Source organism: Prevotella sp. P5-64, from assembly GCF_002251285.1.
In the GTDB taxonomy this organism is placed as follows: Bacteria; Bacteroidota; Bacteroidia; order Bacteroidales; family Bacteroidaceae; genus Prevotella.
This window is the reverse complement of the sequence record NZ_NPJK01000002.1, coordinates 1-16852: the sequence shown is the minus strand read 5'-3', so window position 1 is coordinate 16852 and position 16852 is coordinate 1. Positions and strand designations below refer to the sequence as shown.

Genomic DNA, 16852 nt, shown 5'->3' with positions numbered 1-16852 from the left:
CTTCGCTGGGTGATGTCTCCGCACCAGCCGAGATTGTCTCCGCACCCGTCGAGATGACCTCCACGCCCGCCGAGATTGCCTCCGCGCCCGCCGAGATTGCCTCCACGCCCGCCGAGATGACCTTCTCGCCAAAAAATACTATCAGACCGCCGCTGAAGACAAGCCCGAGGGCCAACTTCAGCGGCGGTCTGCGTGTAGAGGGGCTGCCGGTCAATGCGGAGCTATCCTCCCTCTGTCTATATCTTATTATATATATGCTATCAGGATGGCTTGACGATGTATTCGGTCCTCTCTATATGCCTCAAGCCCATCGCCCGTAGCTCGTCGACGCTCCGCTCTACATCGGCATCGGTGTTGAAGTCTGTGATGAGCGGCACCTTGACTCTAATCTTCTCTTCGGGCACCAGTTTCATGAGTTCGGCGAGCCGCTCCTTGACTACCGGTTCGGCGGAGGTGTATTCCCTGTAGATATAGCTGTTCATATCCTTGACATCGACTATCCACTCGTCGATATGGGGCGCCAGTGCCTCTATGGCATCGGTGGTGCAGCTCAGCGAACTTTCTATCGTGAACCTCCAGTGGCTGGGGCAGAGCGGGATGAAGGCTGTGATGAACGCGTGCTGCGTCGTGGGCTCACCGCCACCGAAGCAGATGCCTCCGCCCGTGGTCTGGAAGTAGATATTGTCCATCTTCATCATCTCGTAGAGTTCCAGTGGCGTGACCCAGTGTATGCCGGGCGTCAGGGTGTGGCCGTCGCTGCCGTCGCCGTTGCCGCCCACATCGTAGTGGCAGCGGTCGTTGAGGCAATACCTGCACTTCAGCGGGCAGCCCATCATTGCGACCAGGGTGGTGATGCCCTTGCCGTCGGTTCCCATGCGCAGCCGGCTGATGCCGAATATGGCAATCTTCTTATCCTTTATGTCTGTCATGATTATGGCTTTATCTGAGTAGGCAGTAAGCTGCTTGCCGACAAATTTACACATTATTACAATAATAGCGTTGGTTTCGCGCTGTTTTTTTTCGTATGATATTTTTGTCATTCATGGCACGATACGTGTAATGCACATCACGAATTATATCATTGGCGTCTTGAATTTGTCATTTTATACTTTGAAGTCGGAAAAAAGATAACCCCCAGTCGTTTATCTGTCCGATTGTGGATAAAAGAGGCCGTCTTTCTTGGCAACATATCGGTCATATTGGCAATAAAACGGACAAAAACGCGCGAAATGACCACTTGTGTCCGTTTTATTTTTATCTTTGTCTGATATATGTCTTGTTGTTTTTACCCTATTGGCTAATTTTGCCACAGTTAAAAACCAACAACCTAACATAGTAACTAAAATGTACGCAATCTTAAGACAACTGAAGAGAAGCTATCTTCTCGTGGCATTGTTGCTCATGGGCTGTCTGCCAGTCTTGGCACAGACTCGAACCATCCAGGGTAAAGTGACAGATGCACAAAATGGTTCCCCCCTCATCGGCGCCTCGGTAGTGGTGACTGTCTACGTGGGTGAGAGCAAGGATGACCAACAGACCAACTACGGTTCGGACCCTTCAGACCTCTTCAAGCTGTCTACAGCCGACGGCAACTGGAACATCTGGTTCAAGGACGATGTCAACGGCAACGAGGTGACCGTCACCGCCGACCTCAATGCCATGACCTGGAAATACGAATAATACAACAACCGACTAACAATTACAGACAACAATGAAAAATATAATAGCAAAAGCCCTGCTGCTGGCTTCCACACTTATGTTGGCCCTCTCTATGGGGTGCCGGGCCCAGGTAAGCCGTGTTATCGACCTCCCCGACTGGGATTTCTCACGCGACGGCCAGTCGTGGCAACCCGTCCGGGTGCCCCACGATTGGGCTATATCGGGGCCTTTCGACAAGAAGTGGGACCTGCAGATGGTCGCCATCGAGCAGAACGGCGAGACCGAGAAGACCGAGAAGTCGGGCCGCTCGGGCGCGCTGCCCTGGATAGGTAAGGGATATTACCGCATGCGTCTGGCGTTGCCCAAGGGCTACAAGCGCGCCGTACTGGTGTTCGACGGAGCTATGAGCGAACCCGTGGTGAGCGTCAACGGGCGTGAGGCAGGCCGCTGGGCCTATGGCTACAATGCCTTCCGCATCGACATCACACCCTTTGTCAAGTTTGGCTCCAAGGACAATCTTGTCGAGGTGCATCTCAACAACCGCGAAGAGAGCTCGCGCTGGTATCCTGGTGGCGGTCTCTACCGTCCGGTCCATGTCGAGCTCTATGGCGATGCCGCCTTCTCTCCCTGGGACACCTATGTGCGCACCCTCAGTGCCACCCGCGATGAGGCCCAGGTCGAGGTGAGCGCTCTGCTTCAAGGCAATATGGGCAAGCGTGGCTACACCGTGGTCTCTCTGGCCGATGCCGAGGGTAGGGTGGTGGCTGCCGACACGCTGCAGGGCAACGCCCCCCAGTTCCAGACTACGCTCCGTGTGGCCGAGCCCCGACTCTGGTCGCCCGAGTCGCCCACGCTCTATCGGCTCAGCCTCGCCCGCTATGAGGGGCGCCGCCTGGTCGATGTGCAGACCGTCAAGACCGGTATACGCACCATCTCGGTGAGCCGCGAACACGGCTTCCAGCTCAATGGCGTGAGCCGTAAGATTAAGGGAGTGTGTCTCCACCACGACCTCGGCCCCCTCGGCGCTGCCGAAAACAAGGCTGCCCTCATCCGCCAGATTAAGATGATGAAGGCCATGGGTTGCGACGCCATCCGCACAGCCCACAACATGCCTTCTACCATGCAGATGGAGCTCTGCGACTCGCTCGGCATGATGGTTATGGCCGAGAGCTTCGACATGTGGGTCTATCCCAAGTGCAAGAACGGCTACGCCCGTTTCTTCGAGGAGTGGGGCGACAGAGACATCACCAATCTGGTGAAGCACCACCGCAACCACCCCAGCATCATCATGTGGAGTATAGGCAACGAGATACCCGAGCAGTGGAGCAAAGAGGGCGTTGCCATCGCCCGCCGTCTGCAGGACCTCTGCCACCAGTACGACCCCTCGCGCCCTGTCACCCAGGGCATGGACCGGGCCGAAGAATCCTTGGCCTCAGGTTTCGCCCAGGTGATGGATGTGCCGGGTTTCAACTACCGCGTTCACAAGTATTACAACAATATGGCACAGTTGCCCCAGGGTTTTCTGCTCGGGTCTGAGACGGCATCGACCGTGAGCTCGCGCGGAGTATACAAGTTCCCGGTAAGGGTAGGGGCACACAACAACAATCCCTATCCCGACGGCCAGTGTTCGAGTTACGACACCGAGTATTGCTCGTGGAGCAATCTGCCCGACGACGACTGGCAGATGCAGGATGACCACAGCTGGGTTATCGGCGAGTTTGTGTGGACAGGCTACGACTATCTGGGCGAGCCCACGCCCTATGACACCTACTGGCCTTCGCGCAGCAGCTATTTTGGTATCTGCGACCTGGCTGGACTGCCCAAAGACCGCTATTACATGTATCGTGCCCACTGGAATGGTCGTGTACACACCACCCATCTGCTGCCCCACTGGAACTGGAGCGGGCGTGAGGGAGAGCCGACACCCGTATACTGCTACACCGACGGCGTCGAGGGCGAGCTCTTCGTCAACGGCAAGAGCCAGGGGCGTGTGCGCAAGGACCCGACAAGCCGTCTCGACCGTTACCGCCTCAGATGGAACGACGTGAGATACGAACCCGGCGAGATACGCGTGGTCACCTACAACCAGTATGGAGAAAAGGTGGGCGAAGACTGTCGCCGTACAGCCGGAGAGCCATCGCAGATACGCCTCGAGGTAGACTGCCCCGACCACGTTTCTACCGCCGTGGCGTGCTTGGTCGAGGGCTGCGACCACAACCATGATGCCTCCCTCAACGCCGACGGTCACGACCTGGCCTTCATCACGGTCAGCATGCTCGATGCCGATGGCAACGAGTGTCCGCTTGCCGACGACGAGCTCACCTTCGAGGTCAGCGGTGCCGGAGAGTTCAAGGCGGCATGCAACGGCGATGCCACCTCGATCGAGTCGTTTACCCAGCCCCGCATGCGGCTCTTCTCGGGCAAGCTGGTGCTCATCGTCCAGAGCCTGAAGCAGGCGGGCAAGGTCACCGTGAGGGTCAGAAGCGCTGCCCGCAATATCGAGAAAACCGTTACTTTGAGAGTCGGTTGATTTTTTCTTGCCAATATGTTTGCCAGTGTGCTTTTTAATGCGTATTTTTGTTGTATATGAAGCAGACTATCAGACATATTGGCATGTTTATATTCATGCACATCATCTGTTGTGCGCTCCATGCACAACGGTTTACCAACATCACGCTCGACGGAGCGCAGACCATCTACGCCATCATGCAGGACAGTCAGGGCCTGATGTGGATAGGTACCGATGCCGGACTCTTCAGCTACGACGGGTACCACGGCTATCGCCACTTCGGCGACTGTACGGTGGCCAATACGCGCGTAAATGCTCTGGCGCAGCAGTCCAATATGCTCTATCTTGCCACCGCCAACGGTCTGCAGGCCTTCGACCTCGACACCTATGCCTATAGACCCAGTACCGCCACTGCTGCGGGCACTACCACTACCCGCAAGACTCCCACCGAGCTGCGCGTCATCGACCTGCGTCATGGCAGCGACGGCTATGGCAGCGATGTCTACGCCCTGCTTCCCACGCGGAGAGGGCTGCTCAAGGGCACCATCTCCGGACTCTATCTCGGCCGTAGGCAGATAGCCTTCTGCCAGGGCACCCAGCCACTGGTCAACGCCCTTGCCTACGATGCCCACCGCCGCTGCTACTGGATAGGCACCGAGGGCGCCCTCTACCGCGCCGACCTGCAGTTGAAGTCGTTTACCCGTATCGACGCCCTCAACGGTCACTCCATCAAGTGCTTTGCCCTTGCTGCCAACGGCACCCTGTATATTGGCACCGACGACGGACTCTTCTCCATGGCTGTCAGTGGTACCATCAGCCACTATCAGCACGACTCCCACGACGCCTCGTCTATCCCCAACAACATCGTGTGGGCATGCTATGTCGACAAGTGGCAGAATGTGTGGATAGGAACCGACAACGGGCTGTCGCGCCTGTCGTCCCATACCTATTATATATATACTCCGCTCTACAAGGCTACCCTGTCTAATGAGGGCAACTGTCTGCACGCTCTCTGCCAGACGCGCGACGGCGAATGGTGGATGGGTGGCACCAATGGCGTGATAAGACAGGGCAAGGCATGGTATCGGCAGAACAACAGCCAGCACCCGCTGAGCCACAACCGCGTGCGCAAAATCTATCAAGACCGCGAGGGCGGCGTCTGGGTGTGTACCGACCACGGCATCAACCTCTATGACAGCCGCTCGGGCCAGATGCGCAACTTCATCGTCTACGACCCCACGCGCAGATACTCCACAGCGTGGGCTTATGATATACTCCAAGACCGGCAGGGACGCATGTGGATGGCGTCATACATGGGCGGCATCTTCGTCGTAGACCGCCAGCGGCTCGTGCAGACCGTCACTGCAGCCACGGCTTCATCGCCGTCGGCTACGGCTACGCTCGTGGCCGATGTGCATCTTGCCGACCACGGCGCCAATGCCCTCTCGGCGCTGCATGTGGGCCAGTTGGTAACCGATGCCCAGGGTATGGTGTGGGCTTCGACCGGCAACCACGTAGACCGCATCAATCCCAAGACCATGAAGGTCGAGGCTGTGCCCGCGGACGATGTGGTCAACTATCTCATGGCCGATGCCCGTGGCAATGTGTGGATGGGCAGCAATGGCAAGGTGAGATGCTATGTCATGGAGGGCAAAGCCACATGGCCCGTCAAGCCCCGCGAGTGGCAGATAGGCGGCAAGGTGGCATGTATGAGCGATGTCGACGGGCACACCTGGGTGGTGAGCGGCCAGGAGTGCTGTGTCATCGGCCTCGACGGCAAGAGTTTCAGATTCAAGATACCCCAGGACATCACGCCCATGACCATCTACTATTCGCCCACGCAGCGCCAGGTGGTGATGGGTGGCAATGACGGCTATGTGACGCTCAATGCCGACGCGCCCACAGCGAGCGTCCATCCCCGGAGGCTCATGCTCGCTGGCGTGATGGTCAATGGCCGCCAGCTGCAGGGGGCTATGGCCGACGGTCGGGCAGCCGGCAGCGGCGACAGTCGTGTGAAGACCCTCGAGCAGGCTCCGCGCACCATGGACAGACTGGTGATAGAGAGCGACGAGAACAACTTCACGCTGCAGCTTACCGACCTGCCCTTCTCAGACCATCCCTCGGCGGTCTATGCCTATCGCCTCGAGGGCAGCGACCACGACTGGCAGTATATGACGCATCACAATCTGGACATAAGTTACAACGGCTTGCCCCATGGCAGCTATCATCTCACGGTGCATGCCGTTGACGGCGAGGGCAATATCGGCGACGAGGTCTACAGGCTCGACATATCGATACTGCCACCATGGTATCTCTCGCTCTGGGCCAAACTCGTCTACACCCTGCTGGCTGCCGCCATCGCCTGGGGTAGCCTCAAGTTTGTGTGGGTCAGAAAGCGACTGGCAGAGGAGCGCCGCCAGAAGGCGGAGATACTCGAGCAGGTCGACGCACGTATGAGTTTCTTCAACCGACTGGCTGAAGACCTGAAGAGCGCGGTGGGTCATCGCTCTTTTGATGAGATACTCGACCTCACCAACAGCTATCTGGGCATCCAGGCAGAAAAGGTGGAAATCGAGGAACCCGAGTTGAGCCCCGCGGACCAGCGTCTGCTCAAGGAAATCACCGAGGCGATAGAAGCCCACATGATAGACTCAGACTTCAACGTCACCACCCTGCAGGAAATCGTGGGCATGGGTGGCAAGCAGCTCTACCGCAAGCTCAAGGCGATGACCGGCAAGACGCCCGTGGAGTATATCCGCGACATACGCATGCACAAGGCGGCGCTCATGCTCAAGGAGGGCAAGTTCAGCGTGTCGGAGGTGATGTATACAGTGGGCTTCTCCAACAGCAGCTACTTCTCCAAGTGCTTCTCCAAGGCGTATGGCACCACTCCCACTGAGTATATGAAGAGATAACCACCGTCTCTGCCCTCTCCGCCGTCAGGCAGGCTGTGGAGCAGGGTAGCGGCGTAGACTTTAGCATAGATGTTTGCAGCCAAGAGGGCAGCAAGCATCTTTTTTTGTCCATGTTTGCAGCGATAAGTGTTGTATGCGCCTTTGCTTGGTCCATGCTTGCAGCGGAAAAAGTCGTAATCACCTTTTCTTAGTCCATCTTTGCAGCGGTAGGAAAGGCAGATGCCGTCATGGAGCGTAGTGCTGCATCGCTGTGGGTTGTAGTTGAATATCGTGTAAGCCGTCGATAATAAGCGTGTTCATGGCGGTTGCCGGTTCGTGCCTTATGATACGAGTCCACTTATCATATGTTACGAGCCTACGTATCATAAGGCACGAGGTCTCGTGTCATAAGTTACGAACCGCCCATGGTGGTCACGGCGCCGCTAATGGTAATGCCCGCAGCGCTGTCATCGGTTGCGTATCGTCTGAGTCGTACTATTGTCTTTTTATATCTAAATTCCCTGCTTTTGTTTGTGGTTGCGACATTTATTTATTAACTTTGTCGCAAATCTTGCGACGTTTTCTACGGATTATCGTTGCATCCATAATGCTATGCTTGACCATCTGGTTGGCTTAGTAGACAACTATAAAGAAAAAGTCTGGTTGCTCTGGTAGCGAAACCAGGCTTTTTGTGTTATTATAGTAGTAACAAATCTTAGCGACGATGGATATACAAGAGTTCATACATGGTGTAGAGGGTCTGCGCAGCAATCTACTGAAGCAGGCAAGGCACTATCTGAACGACGCAGACGACGCAGAGGATGCCGTCCAGGAGACTCTTGTGAAGCTGTGGGTGGTCAGAGACCGTGTGGCAGAAGCCTCGAAGATGAGGAATATGGCTGCCGTGGTTTGCCGGAACGTATCGCTCAACATGCTGCGCGACAAGCGGCAGACTGTCTCTATCGATGGGGCATGGGAGGTGGCCTCGCACGCCAATCCGGAGATACAGCTGGAGGAACGGGAGGGACGGCAACGGCTGCAACGTAATATTCAGGCGCTCACAGACAAGCAACGGGCAATGCTCAGGATGCGCAATGTGGAGAATATGCAGTATGCGGATATCGCCAAGATAATGGGAACGTCGGAGTCGTCGGTCCGGGGCATGATAAGCAAGGCTCGGATGGCGCTCGTACAACTAATGAAAGGGACAGAGTTATGATACAGACTAAGGAAAACATAGGAAAACTTCTTGAAAGGTTTGTCCAAGGACTGACAACGGAGTCGGAAGAACAGCTGCTGTCGGACTACTTCTGCACGGCTGAGGCTATCCCCGAAGAGTGGATGGTGTTTAAGGAGCTGTTTGACAGCTTCTCTACCGATGTCTATGACTTCAGTGAGGATGAAAAGGACGCCATGCTGGCTCGGGTTCCCCGAAAGAAAGGCAAGAGCGCAACTCTGTGGATTTGGGCGGTGGCTGCCTGTGCCGTAGCGGTCATGGTAATCGCTATCCCCATGATGAGGAATAGCGGGGAGATGGCTCAGAAGCCTGTGGCTGAGGTTAGGCGGCAGGTTGAGGTCAAGCGCGTAGTGGAGACTACGCCCGATATGCCGACCCAGACAGCAGAACCTCGCGCAGAGACGGCTCCCAAACCCGCCAAGTCTGCTGGCAGACCGCAGGAGAAGCAGACCGAGCGCATCAGTACCTCAGAACTGCTGGAGGCGGTGGCTCTGCTGGCCGATGTGGTGCCCGATGATATCGTCATCTCTTCTCACGACGATGAGTTCAAGGTCAGTACCGTGTCAGACAACGGTAACTCCAACTCGTATATGCTCAGGCGGGGCTTGGGCGAGTCATCCATAGAATTGATATCGCAATCCATAAACTTCTAAATCATATCAAAATGAAAAGAACGATTATCTTACTGCTCGTAGCAGTACTCTCTGTCGCAACCATGAGTGCGCAGAAGATTAAAAAGCCGGTCTATGTGATAGATGGACATCAGGTGGAAAACTTTGACGGCAGGCAACTCAATGGCAAGACCATCGTGAAATACTCGATAGAGCCAGTGCGCAACATTCACGTCATCATCACTTCTGACTATAAGACCAAAGGCAGAACCATAAGTGACGTGAAGACGGTTACAACTGTAACGAAAGTCGACGGCAACAGCGTCACGGTGAATACAACCCAGAGCACAAGTGTAGACAAGAAGGAGGATGTGCTCTGCGTCATCAATGGCAAGATAGTGCCTTATTCGGAAATGAAGAAGACGCCATCCTCCAAGATAGATTCGGTGACGATTATCAAGGACAAGGGTACTGCGACTTATGTCAAGTATGCCAAGGAAGCCGGGCGTGAACCCAAGTGTATCATCAAGGTGGTCACCAAGTAAGCCGGGGTCATCTCCGTCGTCCTATCTATCATCTCCACCGTCCTATCTATCATCCCCACCGTCGGGAGTGTAATGGAAACAATAAATCGAGTAGGAGGAAAACGAAGTAGTTTTCTTCCTACTTTCGTTTTCCGACCTCTCACACCACCGTACATGCGGTTCCGCATACGACGGTTCATATTTTGGGTGCTATTCGAGAAACGTCCCCATTAAAGTAGTATACTATGATTTCCTCGGAATATGACCCGCAATCAGCTCTGAAATAATTGATAGTAAGACCGTTCTGTTCAAATCTCTCAAAGAACCTCTTCAGCGTGTCCTTCTGATGGAAACGAAAGCGTTTTCGTTAAGCCAGATGAGCAGAGCTAAGTTTACTTAAGCTCTGTCATGGCGAGAAAACGTGCCATGAGATGGAACAATCTACACCTTAGACCGAGGGTTGAGTCGATTACGGATGACAATGTGGAGTCAAATTGCTCCATGATTGAAAATATTCCTCCAAAAGGAATGAGTTCCTCAGATTTAATTTGTATTTTTGCTATGTCTATCTTCGGATTCTAATCTCATCAAAGAGGCTCTATCAGGGTCTCAAATCGTCTCTGACCAGATTTGCCGACGCAGATAGCTCTGATAACTGGGAACTCGAAATTCCAGAATACGAGGTTACAGCCCCACACCCCAATAGAGGAGGATATTGGGGAAAACCTTATAGTCCATGGGGAGATATTCCAACAATAGATACAAATATAGAAGGAAACATTGCAAGACATTCTCTATTTTTTTAACACGGAAAAGAAATCATTTAGCAAATACAAAGGAGAAGATAAAAACTTATTCCGACTTGCCGCTATCTTACAATATTTTGATACTGGTGTTTGCCTTACGAAAATTAAAAATGAGAAAGATGCCGGTGGAGATATTGAAACTCATTATACTTCATACGGGGCTTACAAGAAAGCCAATGCAAAATACATAATCACTAAAATATGCCAAGAATGAAAAAGTTATTATTGCTCATAGCCTTCATAGCAGGGCTGTCTAAGGTATGCGCACAGAGTTATACCTACCACCCATTGAAAGAGTTTCGAGGAGATACAATAGCCTTTCTAAAACAGAATTTCTACGACCAGCGCAGCTATTTTATCGGCAAGAAGTTTGAGGTGCTAATTAATCAGTATATATGGGAAATGCCCCTGAAAGATTGTGAGTCGCAGGGCACATCCCCCTATATAGACCCAAAGGGGAAAACCTACCTATGCGGAGCCTGGCTACGCAGTATGGAATGCACCCCCGTGAGGTCTGACACAGCGTGTGCGGTAAATACAGCAAGTATCGTAGTGACATTTGTACCTCCATACACTGTCGATGACGATGATTTTTGCTATAACCAGCCCGATGACATCACTCCATATGGTGTGGCCAATCTCTTGAAAGACTATATCATCAAGGATATAAAGATAGACATTTTCGACCGCCGTCGTAAGTATTAGCTATGCATGTCATGGTCGTGGCGAATGCCATTAAAAGGCTCGCCACGACATACCAATCATCAACTTTGACAACGATAAAAACCAGCAACTAAGACTATACCACAGTATTCCGTCATTTTCACCTTCATGTGAGGTCAAAAATTGGAGAATATTGTTTTTTATCATAACTTTACAGGCAGTTACAGCAATAAGTGGCCACCGATAACTGTGACAAGAAACTAAAAAATTAAAATAATCCCCACCTTTTTCTGCTGAGCCACTTTGCGCCAATAGATTTAATGTCAGAGGCTACAGACAAAGTCTTTTACCTTTGCTTGGTATCTTCTTTGCTCATACCTCCAGTCTCTATCATTGAGTCAAGTACATCGCCAAGTTCATCAAAAGCTATATTATGATGATATTCTTTAGTCGTTCCGTCCTTCTCTCCAAAGATACGATAGTAGTCAGAACCTTCATCCAAAGCAATATATACCTTGCCTTGAAATTGGAAGCCATTCACTTGCATAACAAGTGCCGCCATAGTGAAGTTTTCGCCATTGACATTCTTGACAATTTGGGTGGCATACATCTTAGAGATGCCCCAACTATTGATAATGTCTATCGGCGTTATATGAAGGAAAAACTGCCTTGTAAGAGTTAAAAATGTGACCATTGACTCATTTTCTTGCCTTGAAATTTGCGTGTACAAAGGAATAAAGCTAACTTTGTGGTCGCTAATAATGTGTATTTACACAAAATAAACGAATAGAAATATGGAAATCCGTAGAGATAAATATCTGGATCTACTTATCCACAGTTGTGGGAATGGGTTGATAAAAGTGATAACAGGAATGCGCAGATGCGGCAAGTCATACCTGTTGTTCACCCTTTTCAAGAACTACCTCATAAAACAAGGAGTGAAAGAAGACCATATCATAGGGGTAAATTTGGAGAACCGACTGAATAAAAGTTTGAGAGACCCCGACGCATTACTTCAATACATAGATAGCCGTCTTTCACCAGACGGTCAATATTATGTTATGCTGGATGAAGTACAGATGGTCAGCGAGTTTGAGGATGTATTGAACTCATTCCTAAGCATAAGCAATGTGGATGTGTTTGTTACTGGCTCTAATGCAAAATTCCTGTCTAAGGATGTAATCACTGAGTTTCGTGGACGAGGAGATGAAATACACGTGCGCCCATTGACCTTTAGAGAAATAGCAGATTTCCGTGATGACTATTCGCAAGATATGATTCGTGAATATATGCTCTATGGAGGATTGCCACAGGTCGTTTTAGAAAACGATGTCAACAAGAAGGTGAGTTATCTGGAACAGCAGATGGAGCATACTTATTTGCGTGACATAAAAGAGCGATATGAAGTTCGTCAAGATAGCGATTTGTCAGAACTAGTGGACATCATGGCATCATGTGTGGGTGGTCTGACCAATCCTCCAAAGATTGCAGACACTTTTAAAAGTGTAAAGCATAGTAGCATTTCGGTGGATACTATACGTCTCTACTTGGAATATATGGAGGATGCGTTCGTGTTGGAACGTGTTACTCGTTATGACATTAAAGGAAGAAAATACATAGATTCGCCGTTTAAGTATTACTTTGAGGATTTGGGACTGAGAAATGCCCGATTAGGATTTCGGCAAGTAGAACCAACGCATATGATGGAGAATATGCTCTACAACGAGCTTCGTGCTATTGGAATGAAGGTGGATGTAGGACAGGTGTTTACCGAAGTGAAAATCGAGGATGGATCCCGTCAGCGCAAGACTTTGGAAATCGATTTCGTCTGCAACCGTGGCTATGAGCGAGTATACATCCAATCGGCCTATGCGATGGAAACAGAAGAAAAACGAAATCAAGAACTGACCTCACTACGTAAACTTCGCGACGGATTTCGCAGAATCGTAATTGTAAATGGGCTACAACCTACCTACATGAATGAAGACGGCGTATATATTATAAATCTTATGGATTTTTTGCGCGACCCGGAGAAATACATGGAGGAGAGAGTATAAAATCACAATATTCTTAAACTAGTAATATTTTGTTATGTCTGTGTTTATCAAAGCCATCGGCATATTTTATAAGAATACCCCAATTCGGGATAAAATAGCGATTAGTTGCATGTGAAGACAGATACATGAATTCTCTTCCCATGCCATCAGACATGGGCTATATAAAAAGCATCGAAAGAGATTATTCTGTCCTTAGAACAATGTAAGTTGCTTCGTGTCTTCGATGCAGTATCCTTGCAATGCCTTTGGCTTGTTATCAAAGAAACAATATGCTTGGAATCAACGAATGTTATGCCGATACATCTTCCGAAAGCTCCCAGATTAAAAACCATAATACAAACGATCCAAATCCCTATTATCATTCTCTAGTTTTTTAGGATAATAGTCACCAAGGAATCGGATTTCATCAAAGCATACACTATTAGAGTCTTTCTGATACTTCTCTATAATAGAATTATATCTTTTGTCATTCTCTATATCGTGATGCAATTTGGACATATCTTCACTAATTGTCCATGAACAACAATTCAAAGCTCCACCCCATTTCTCGATAAATTCTTTCATCTGAACTTGATAAATTCTTCCTCTATAATCTGGATATAAAGCAATAAAATGACTCATTGCTTCATTATCAAGTTTTGTATTGCCAATTCCTGGAACAATAATAACATCACGCGTCTGAAGAGCGTTGATATATGCCCAACTTAATTCGTTATATTCAGAAAGATTCAACTCTATAACATAAAAATGTTCCATCAAGATATTACGCATTTGAGTCGCAATACCATCATCATATACAGAAAGATTAGTTAACACTACAGGTTTGCCATTTTTTTGTGGGCTGACAAATCTTAATATTCCATCCGTATGCCCACAAACATCCTTTTTATCCCATGGTAGCCATACTATAATTATATCATCAATAATTGAATTAGATTCTTTAGGTTTGAAAGAATCCCGAATTTGAGATTCTATCTCGTTTTGAGATAATCCTTCGTTTTCTATCATCACCTTGTCTGTCATTACAATAAAAGATTTCGTGGTGTAAAAATTTGGTTGTTCTATTTCGCCAACAACAATATTTCCACCATCTATAACCAAAGAAGAATGATTAACGATTAAATTAGTTCTATCAATCTTCTTCATTACTTTATCTACGTCAGTAATATAATTTTCCTTTCCTCTTAGATAGTCGGGATTGTAGACAAATTGGGAGAAACTATCACATGCAAATGGTATCGGCATATAATCACGACACCAATAATCCTTAGTTAAAGGAAGTGTTTCATGCGCTACGTTATTAGCATCCAGAATTTCACAAACATCCTTATAGATATTGGGATAATCAGTACGTAGCAACTGTGAAAAAAACACTTTGTCTTTATATTGTTCTGTTATCATAGCTTTTCAACTCGTTTAAATCCCCATAATCTGTTGTCGTTTATATTGATTCGCTGCATAGGTTCTGCATAGCCTGATGTTTCATCAGGCTCATCTATCCATTCTATACAAAACTTACCATTGCTTAGCATATTTGCTCCACCAAATAAATCATACCAAAGATCATGAGGAGCCCAATCTTTTCTTTTTTCATTATTCTCCCATTCTTTTCCCCCAGGCACAATAGCTTTATATCCTCTAATCAAGAAAGACGCATGATATTTCTTTTGTGGGTCATCAAACAAAACATCAACGCCCGATGGATTTGGACATACAGCACCTAAAGCATAACCAAATTCATCTTTCCCTTTCAGATATTTTTTTTCATCTTTAATATTGCCATCATCCTCATGGTAATAGAATTCGATGCAGGTCAACTTTAGTCTATACGCATCCTTACAACCGCCATTAATAAGAAAATAGCCCGAGAAGAATGCAGCTTCAGCTATTTTCTTAAACTCTTTAAACAGGTTCGCTTCACAACCATCAGCGCCTTTGAAAGCCTTTAAGACTTGAAATAACCTTGATTCCATACTTGTAGAACTATCTTTATTTGTAAACCTCTATTGTTTTATCCAACCATATACATATCTTCTCCTGAAGACTTTTGGGCTCTAACACTTTTATCATATTGCCGAAACTCATTAGTTTCATATAAAAGTCGTAGGTTGGACGCAATGTTAATTCAAAATCGGCATAATCATCACATGCATTGATTTCTTTTTGCGAGTGATGCAACGGCAATGTGCGCATATAGTGCTGATGATATTTATCTGCCCTTAACACTATTCTCTGAAGCGGAGCAGATTCATCCAATACAATTCCAAAGTATTCTGCAAAATATTCTTTTGCACAAAAATCTTTTGGCAAAACAAAATGAGCATCTGTTAAGTTAACACCTTCTATTCTATCAAGAGAATACAAACGCAAGTAGTTATAGTCTATATTTCTTGCTAACATATACCAACGCTGTGCGGACATTTTCACACAGTACGGTTCAACAAGAAACGTCTTTGCCTCTTGCATCGAAAAAGAACGAAACGTCATCTGTAGAACTACATTTGACTTCATCGCTTCAAGTATTGTTGCAAGAAAGTCTTGGCTTGAAGGAATATCTTCTGTCAGTATTCTATCATGGATAGATATGCTGCTTGATAATGTTTCTGCCGTGCCGTAGGTTTCAAGAAGCCATGTACGCAATTCCCCTTCATTTAATACTTCGGGATTGGCTATATAATAATGGTATCTGCCATGTTGCTCACAATCAATCACAATGCCGAACATATCAAGGATACCGCCTTTCCAACGATCAAATGTTTGCCGTGGCAAGTTCTCACCACGGCTAAGATCTATATTCTGACGCCACTTTTCATTGAGATCTTTCAATGTAATGCGCCCAGAACGATGAATGGTCTTAATTACCCAAATATACTTTTGTATGAGTGACATAGGCTTAATTGTTATTGTAGCCAAACTCACGTGTTCCAAACTTGCGTTTATAGAGCGACTCCCTATCTATAGCATGCTCTTCCAATATCTTCAATGGCAATGTTTCTAATATACACCATTGAAAATACTTTTGCGCATAAGTGGCATCGTTATTGATAAGCTCTTGTAAATCTTTATCAAACCCATGCCCTGTATTAGCATATATCTCCCAACGTCCCCAAATGCCTTTAGTATTATATGTAGAACCCACATATTGTTTACCAGTTAATTTGTCAAGGATAAGATAGATACAATTACAACTTTCCAACTTGGCCTTCCACTCCTTATTGTTTGATTTAAAGATCATTTTAAGTTGATTATAATTAAGAACTACATCCTCAAAACTGGTAAAGACAGGAATATTATTCTCTTGTAGCCCACGATCGATTCTTATTACTTTCATTTTATTGTTAAACCCTTGAAGCCAACTTACAGGATTATTCCAATCTATTACGATTCTTTCTTTAAGTAGTTGGAAGCCATCAAGTTCAGAGAAATCAAACTTGGCTTGCACTTCTCCATTATAGTCTTCTATTTCTTTCAATACGCCATTATTTTTAAAGACTCCAACAAATCGAGACGATATACCTTCTTCGCCAATAAACGAAACAATATAGTCAACATCCTTGAAACGTTTTTCAACTTGCTCACTTTGATAACTAAGGAACACGTCATGCTCATTAAGATACAAATCGAAAAGTGAGTTGGAATATTTCTTTCCGTCAATTAATTTCTCTTTTCTATTGTCCTTATGTCTAATAAGTCTGATGCGTTTTTTGTCTGCATTATCAAACTCTTCATTTCTACCTATTAAAAGGTCTTGTATAAATACAATATACCTTAATTCCGCAACACTATAATTTAACTTTATTTATAAGTTCCTGAGCAACAAAAAGTTGCCCAGGATTTTGCCATGTCAGAATTTTCACTTATCTTAGTGTTGCAAAAAGAAAACAAGCAAAAC

At 47.8% G+C, this 16852-nt stretch carries 15 protein-coding genes and 2 pseudogenes; 9 read left to right on the top strand and 8 right to left on the bottom strand.

The window, feature by feature from the left end; all coding sequences use genetic code 11:
• Positions 1–260: 260 nt before the first annotated feature.
• Positions 261–983 carry a radical SAM protein gene (locus CIK87_RS00120; RefSeq protein WP_158216163.1) on the bottom strand — a complete coding sequence of 241 codons (723 nt, stop codon included), beginning with the start codon at positions 981–983 and terminating at the stop codon, positions 261–263.
• Between the two features lie 361 nt (positions 984–1344).
• Between CIK87_RS00120 and CIK87_RS00115 the strand changes: the two genes are divergently transcribed.
• From CIK87_RS00115 to CIK87_RS00090, 6 genes are all read left to right on the top strand, one after another.
• On the top strand, positions 1345–1680 hold the full coding sequence (locus CIK87_RS00115) for a hypothetical protein (protein WP_144008040.1): 336 nt from the start codon (positions 1345–1347) through the stop codon (positions 1678–1680).
• 31 nt (positions 1681–1711) lie between these two features.
• Complete coding sequence (locus CIK87_RS00110) at positions 1712–4189, top strand: glycoside hydrolase family 2 TIM barrel-domain containing protein (RefSeq protein ID WP_173823462.1); 2478 nt, start codon at positions 1712–1714, stop codon at positions 4187–4189.
• Positions 4190–4245: 56 nt separating this feature from the next.
• Positions 4246–7083 (top strand): two-component regulator propeller domain-containing protein, encoded by a 2838-nt coding sequence (locus CIK87_RS00105; RefSeq protein WP_094384415.1) that lies wholly within the window; start codon positions 4246–4248, stop codon positions 7081–7083.
• Between the two features lie 703 nt (positions 7084–7786).
• Positions 7787–8281, top strand: a complete 495-nt coding sequence (locus CIK87_RS00100) for an RNA polymerase sigma factor (RefSeq protein ID WP_094384413.1) — start codon at positions 7787–7789, stop codon at positions 8279–8281.
• Positions 8278–8952: a hypothetical protein gene (locus CIK87_RS00095; protein ID WP_094384411.1), complete on the top strand. Its 675-nt coding sequence runs from the start codon at positions 8278–8280 to the stop codon at positions 8950–8952. The genes CIK87_RS00100 and CIK87_RS00095 overlap by 4 nt, the downstream gene beginning before the upstream one ends.
• Before the next feature lie 11 nt (positions 8953–8963).
• Positions 8964–9455: a hypothetical protein gene (locus tag CIK87_RS00090; RefSeq protein WP_144008039.1), complete on the top strand. Its 492-nt coding sequence runs from the start codon at positions 8964–8966 to the stop codon at positions 9453–9455.
• Between the two features lie 223 nt (positions 9456–9678).
• On the opposite strand, the pseudogene CIK87_RS14780 reads toward CIK87_RS00090, so the two are convergent.
• Positions 9679–9997, bottom strand: a pseudogene (locus CIK87_RS14780) (IS1380 family transposase); the annotation flags it as partial.
• A gap of 217 nt (positions 9998–10214) precedes the next feature.
• Here CIK87_RS14780 and CIK87_RS00080 point away from each other — a divergent pair.
• Positions 10215–10454, top strand: coding sequence for a hypothetical protein (locus CIK87_RS00080; protein ID WP_094384407.1), 240 nt, complete (start codon positions 10215–10217; stop codon positions 10452–10454).
• Positions 10451–10945, top strand: coding sequence for a hypothetical protein (locus CIK87_RS00075; RefSeq protein ID WP_094384405.1), 495 nt, complete (start codon positions 10451–10453; stop codon positions 10943–10945). Before CIK87_RS00080 ends, CIK87_RS00075 begins: the two co-directional genes overlap by 4 nt.
• 304 nt (positions 10946–11249) lie before the next feature.
• Here CIK87_RS00075 and CIK87_RS00070 read toward each other — a convergent pair whose 3' ends face one another.
• Positions 11250–11597 (bottom strand): hypothetical protein, encoded by a 348-nt coding sequence (locus CIK87_RS00070; protein WP_094384403.1) that lies wholly within the window; start codon positions 11595–11597, stop codon positions 11250–11252.
• A 100-nt stretch (positions 11598–11697) separates the two neighbouring features.
• On the opposite strand from CIK87_RS00070, the gene CIK87_RS00065 reads away from it, so the two are divergent.
• Positions 11698–12960, top strand: coding sequence for an ATP-binding protein (locus tag CIK87_RS00065; protein ID WP_094384401.1), 1263 nt, complete (start codon positions 11698–11700; stop codon positions 12958–12960).
• Between the two features lie 192 nt (positions 12961–13152).
• Here the strand turns inward: CIK87_RS00065 and CIK87_RS14775 are convergent.
• The 5 genes and pseudogenes from CIK87_RS14775 to CIK87_RS00045 all read right to left on the bottom strand — a co-directional run.
• Positions 13153–13233: pseudogene (locus CIK87_RS14775) on the bottom strand (IS982 family transposase); the annotation flags it as partial.
• A 48-nt stretch (positions 13234–13281) separates the two neighbouring features.
• Positions 13282–14361, bottom strand: a complete 1080-nt coding sequence (locus CIK87_RS00060; RefSeq protein WP_094384399.1) for an agmatine deiminase family protein — start codon at positions 14359–14361, stop codon at positions 13282–13284.
• Positions 14358–14933: a hypothetical protein gene (locus CIK87_RS00055; RefSeq protein ID WP_094384397.1), complete on the bottom strand. Its 576-nt coding sequence runs from the start codon at positions 14931–14933 to the stop codon at positions 14358–14360. The genes CIK87_RS00060 and CIK87_RS00055 overlap by 4 nt, the downstream gene beginning before the upstream one ends.
• A 16-nt stretch (positions 14934–14949) precedes the next feature.
• Positions 14950–15849 carry a YafY family protein gene (locus tag CIK87_RS00050; protein ID WP_094384395.1) on the bottom strand — a complete coding sequence of 300 codons (900 nt, stop codon included), beginning with the start codon at positions 15847–15849 and terminating at the stop codon, positions 14950–14952.
• A gap of 4 nt (positions 15850–15853) precedes the next feature.
• Positions 15854–16579 (bottom strand): GIY-YIG nuclease family protein, encoded by a 726-nt coding sequence (locus CIK87_RS00045; protein WP_094384393.1) that lies wholly within the window; start codon positions 16577–16579, stop codon positions 15854–15856.
• Positions 16580–16852 lie beyond the last annotated feature (273 nt).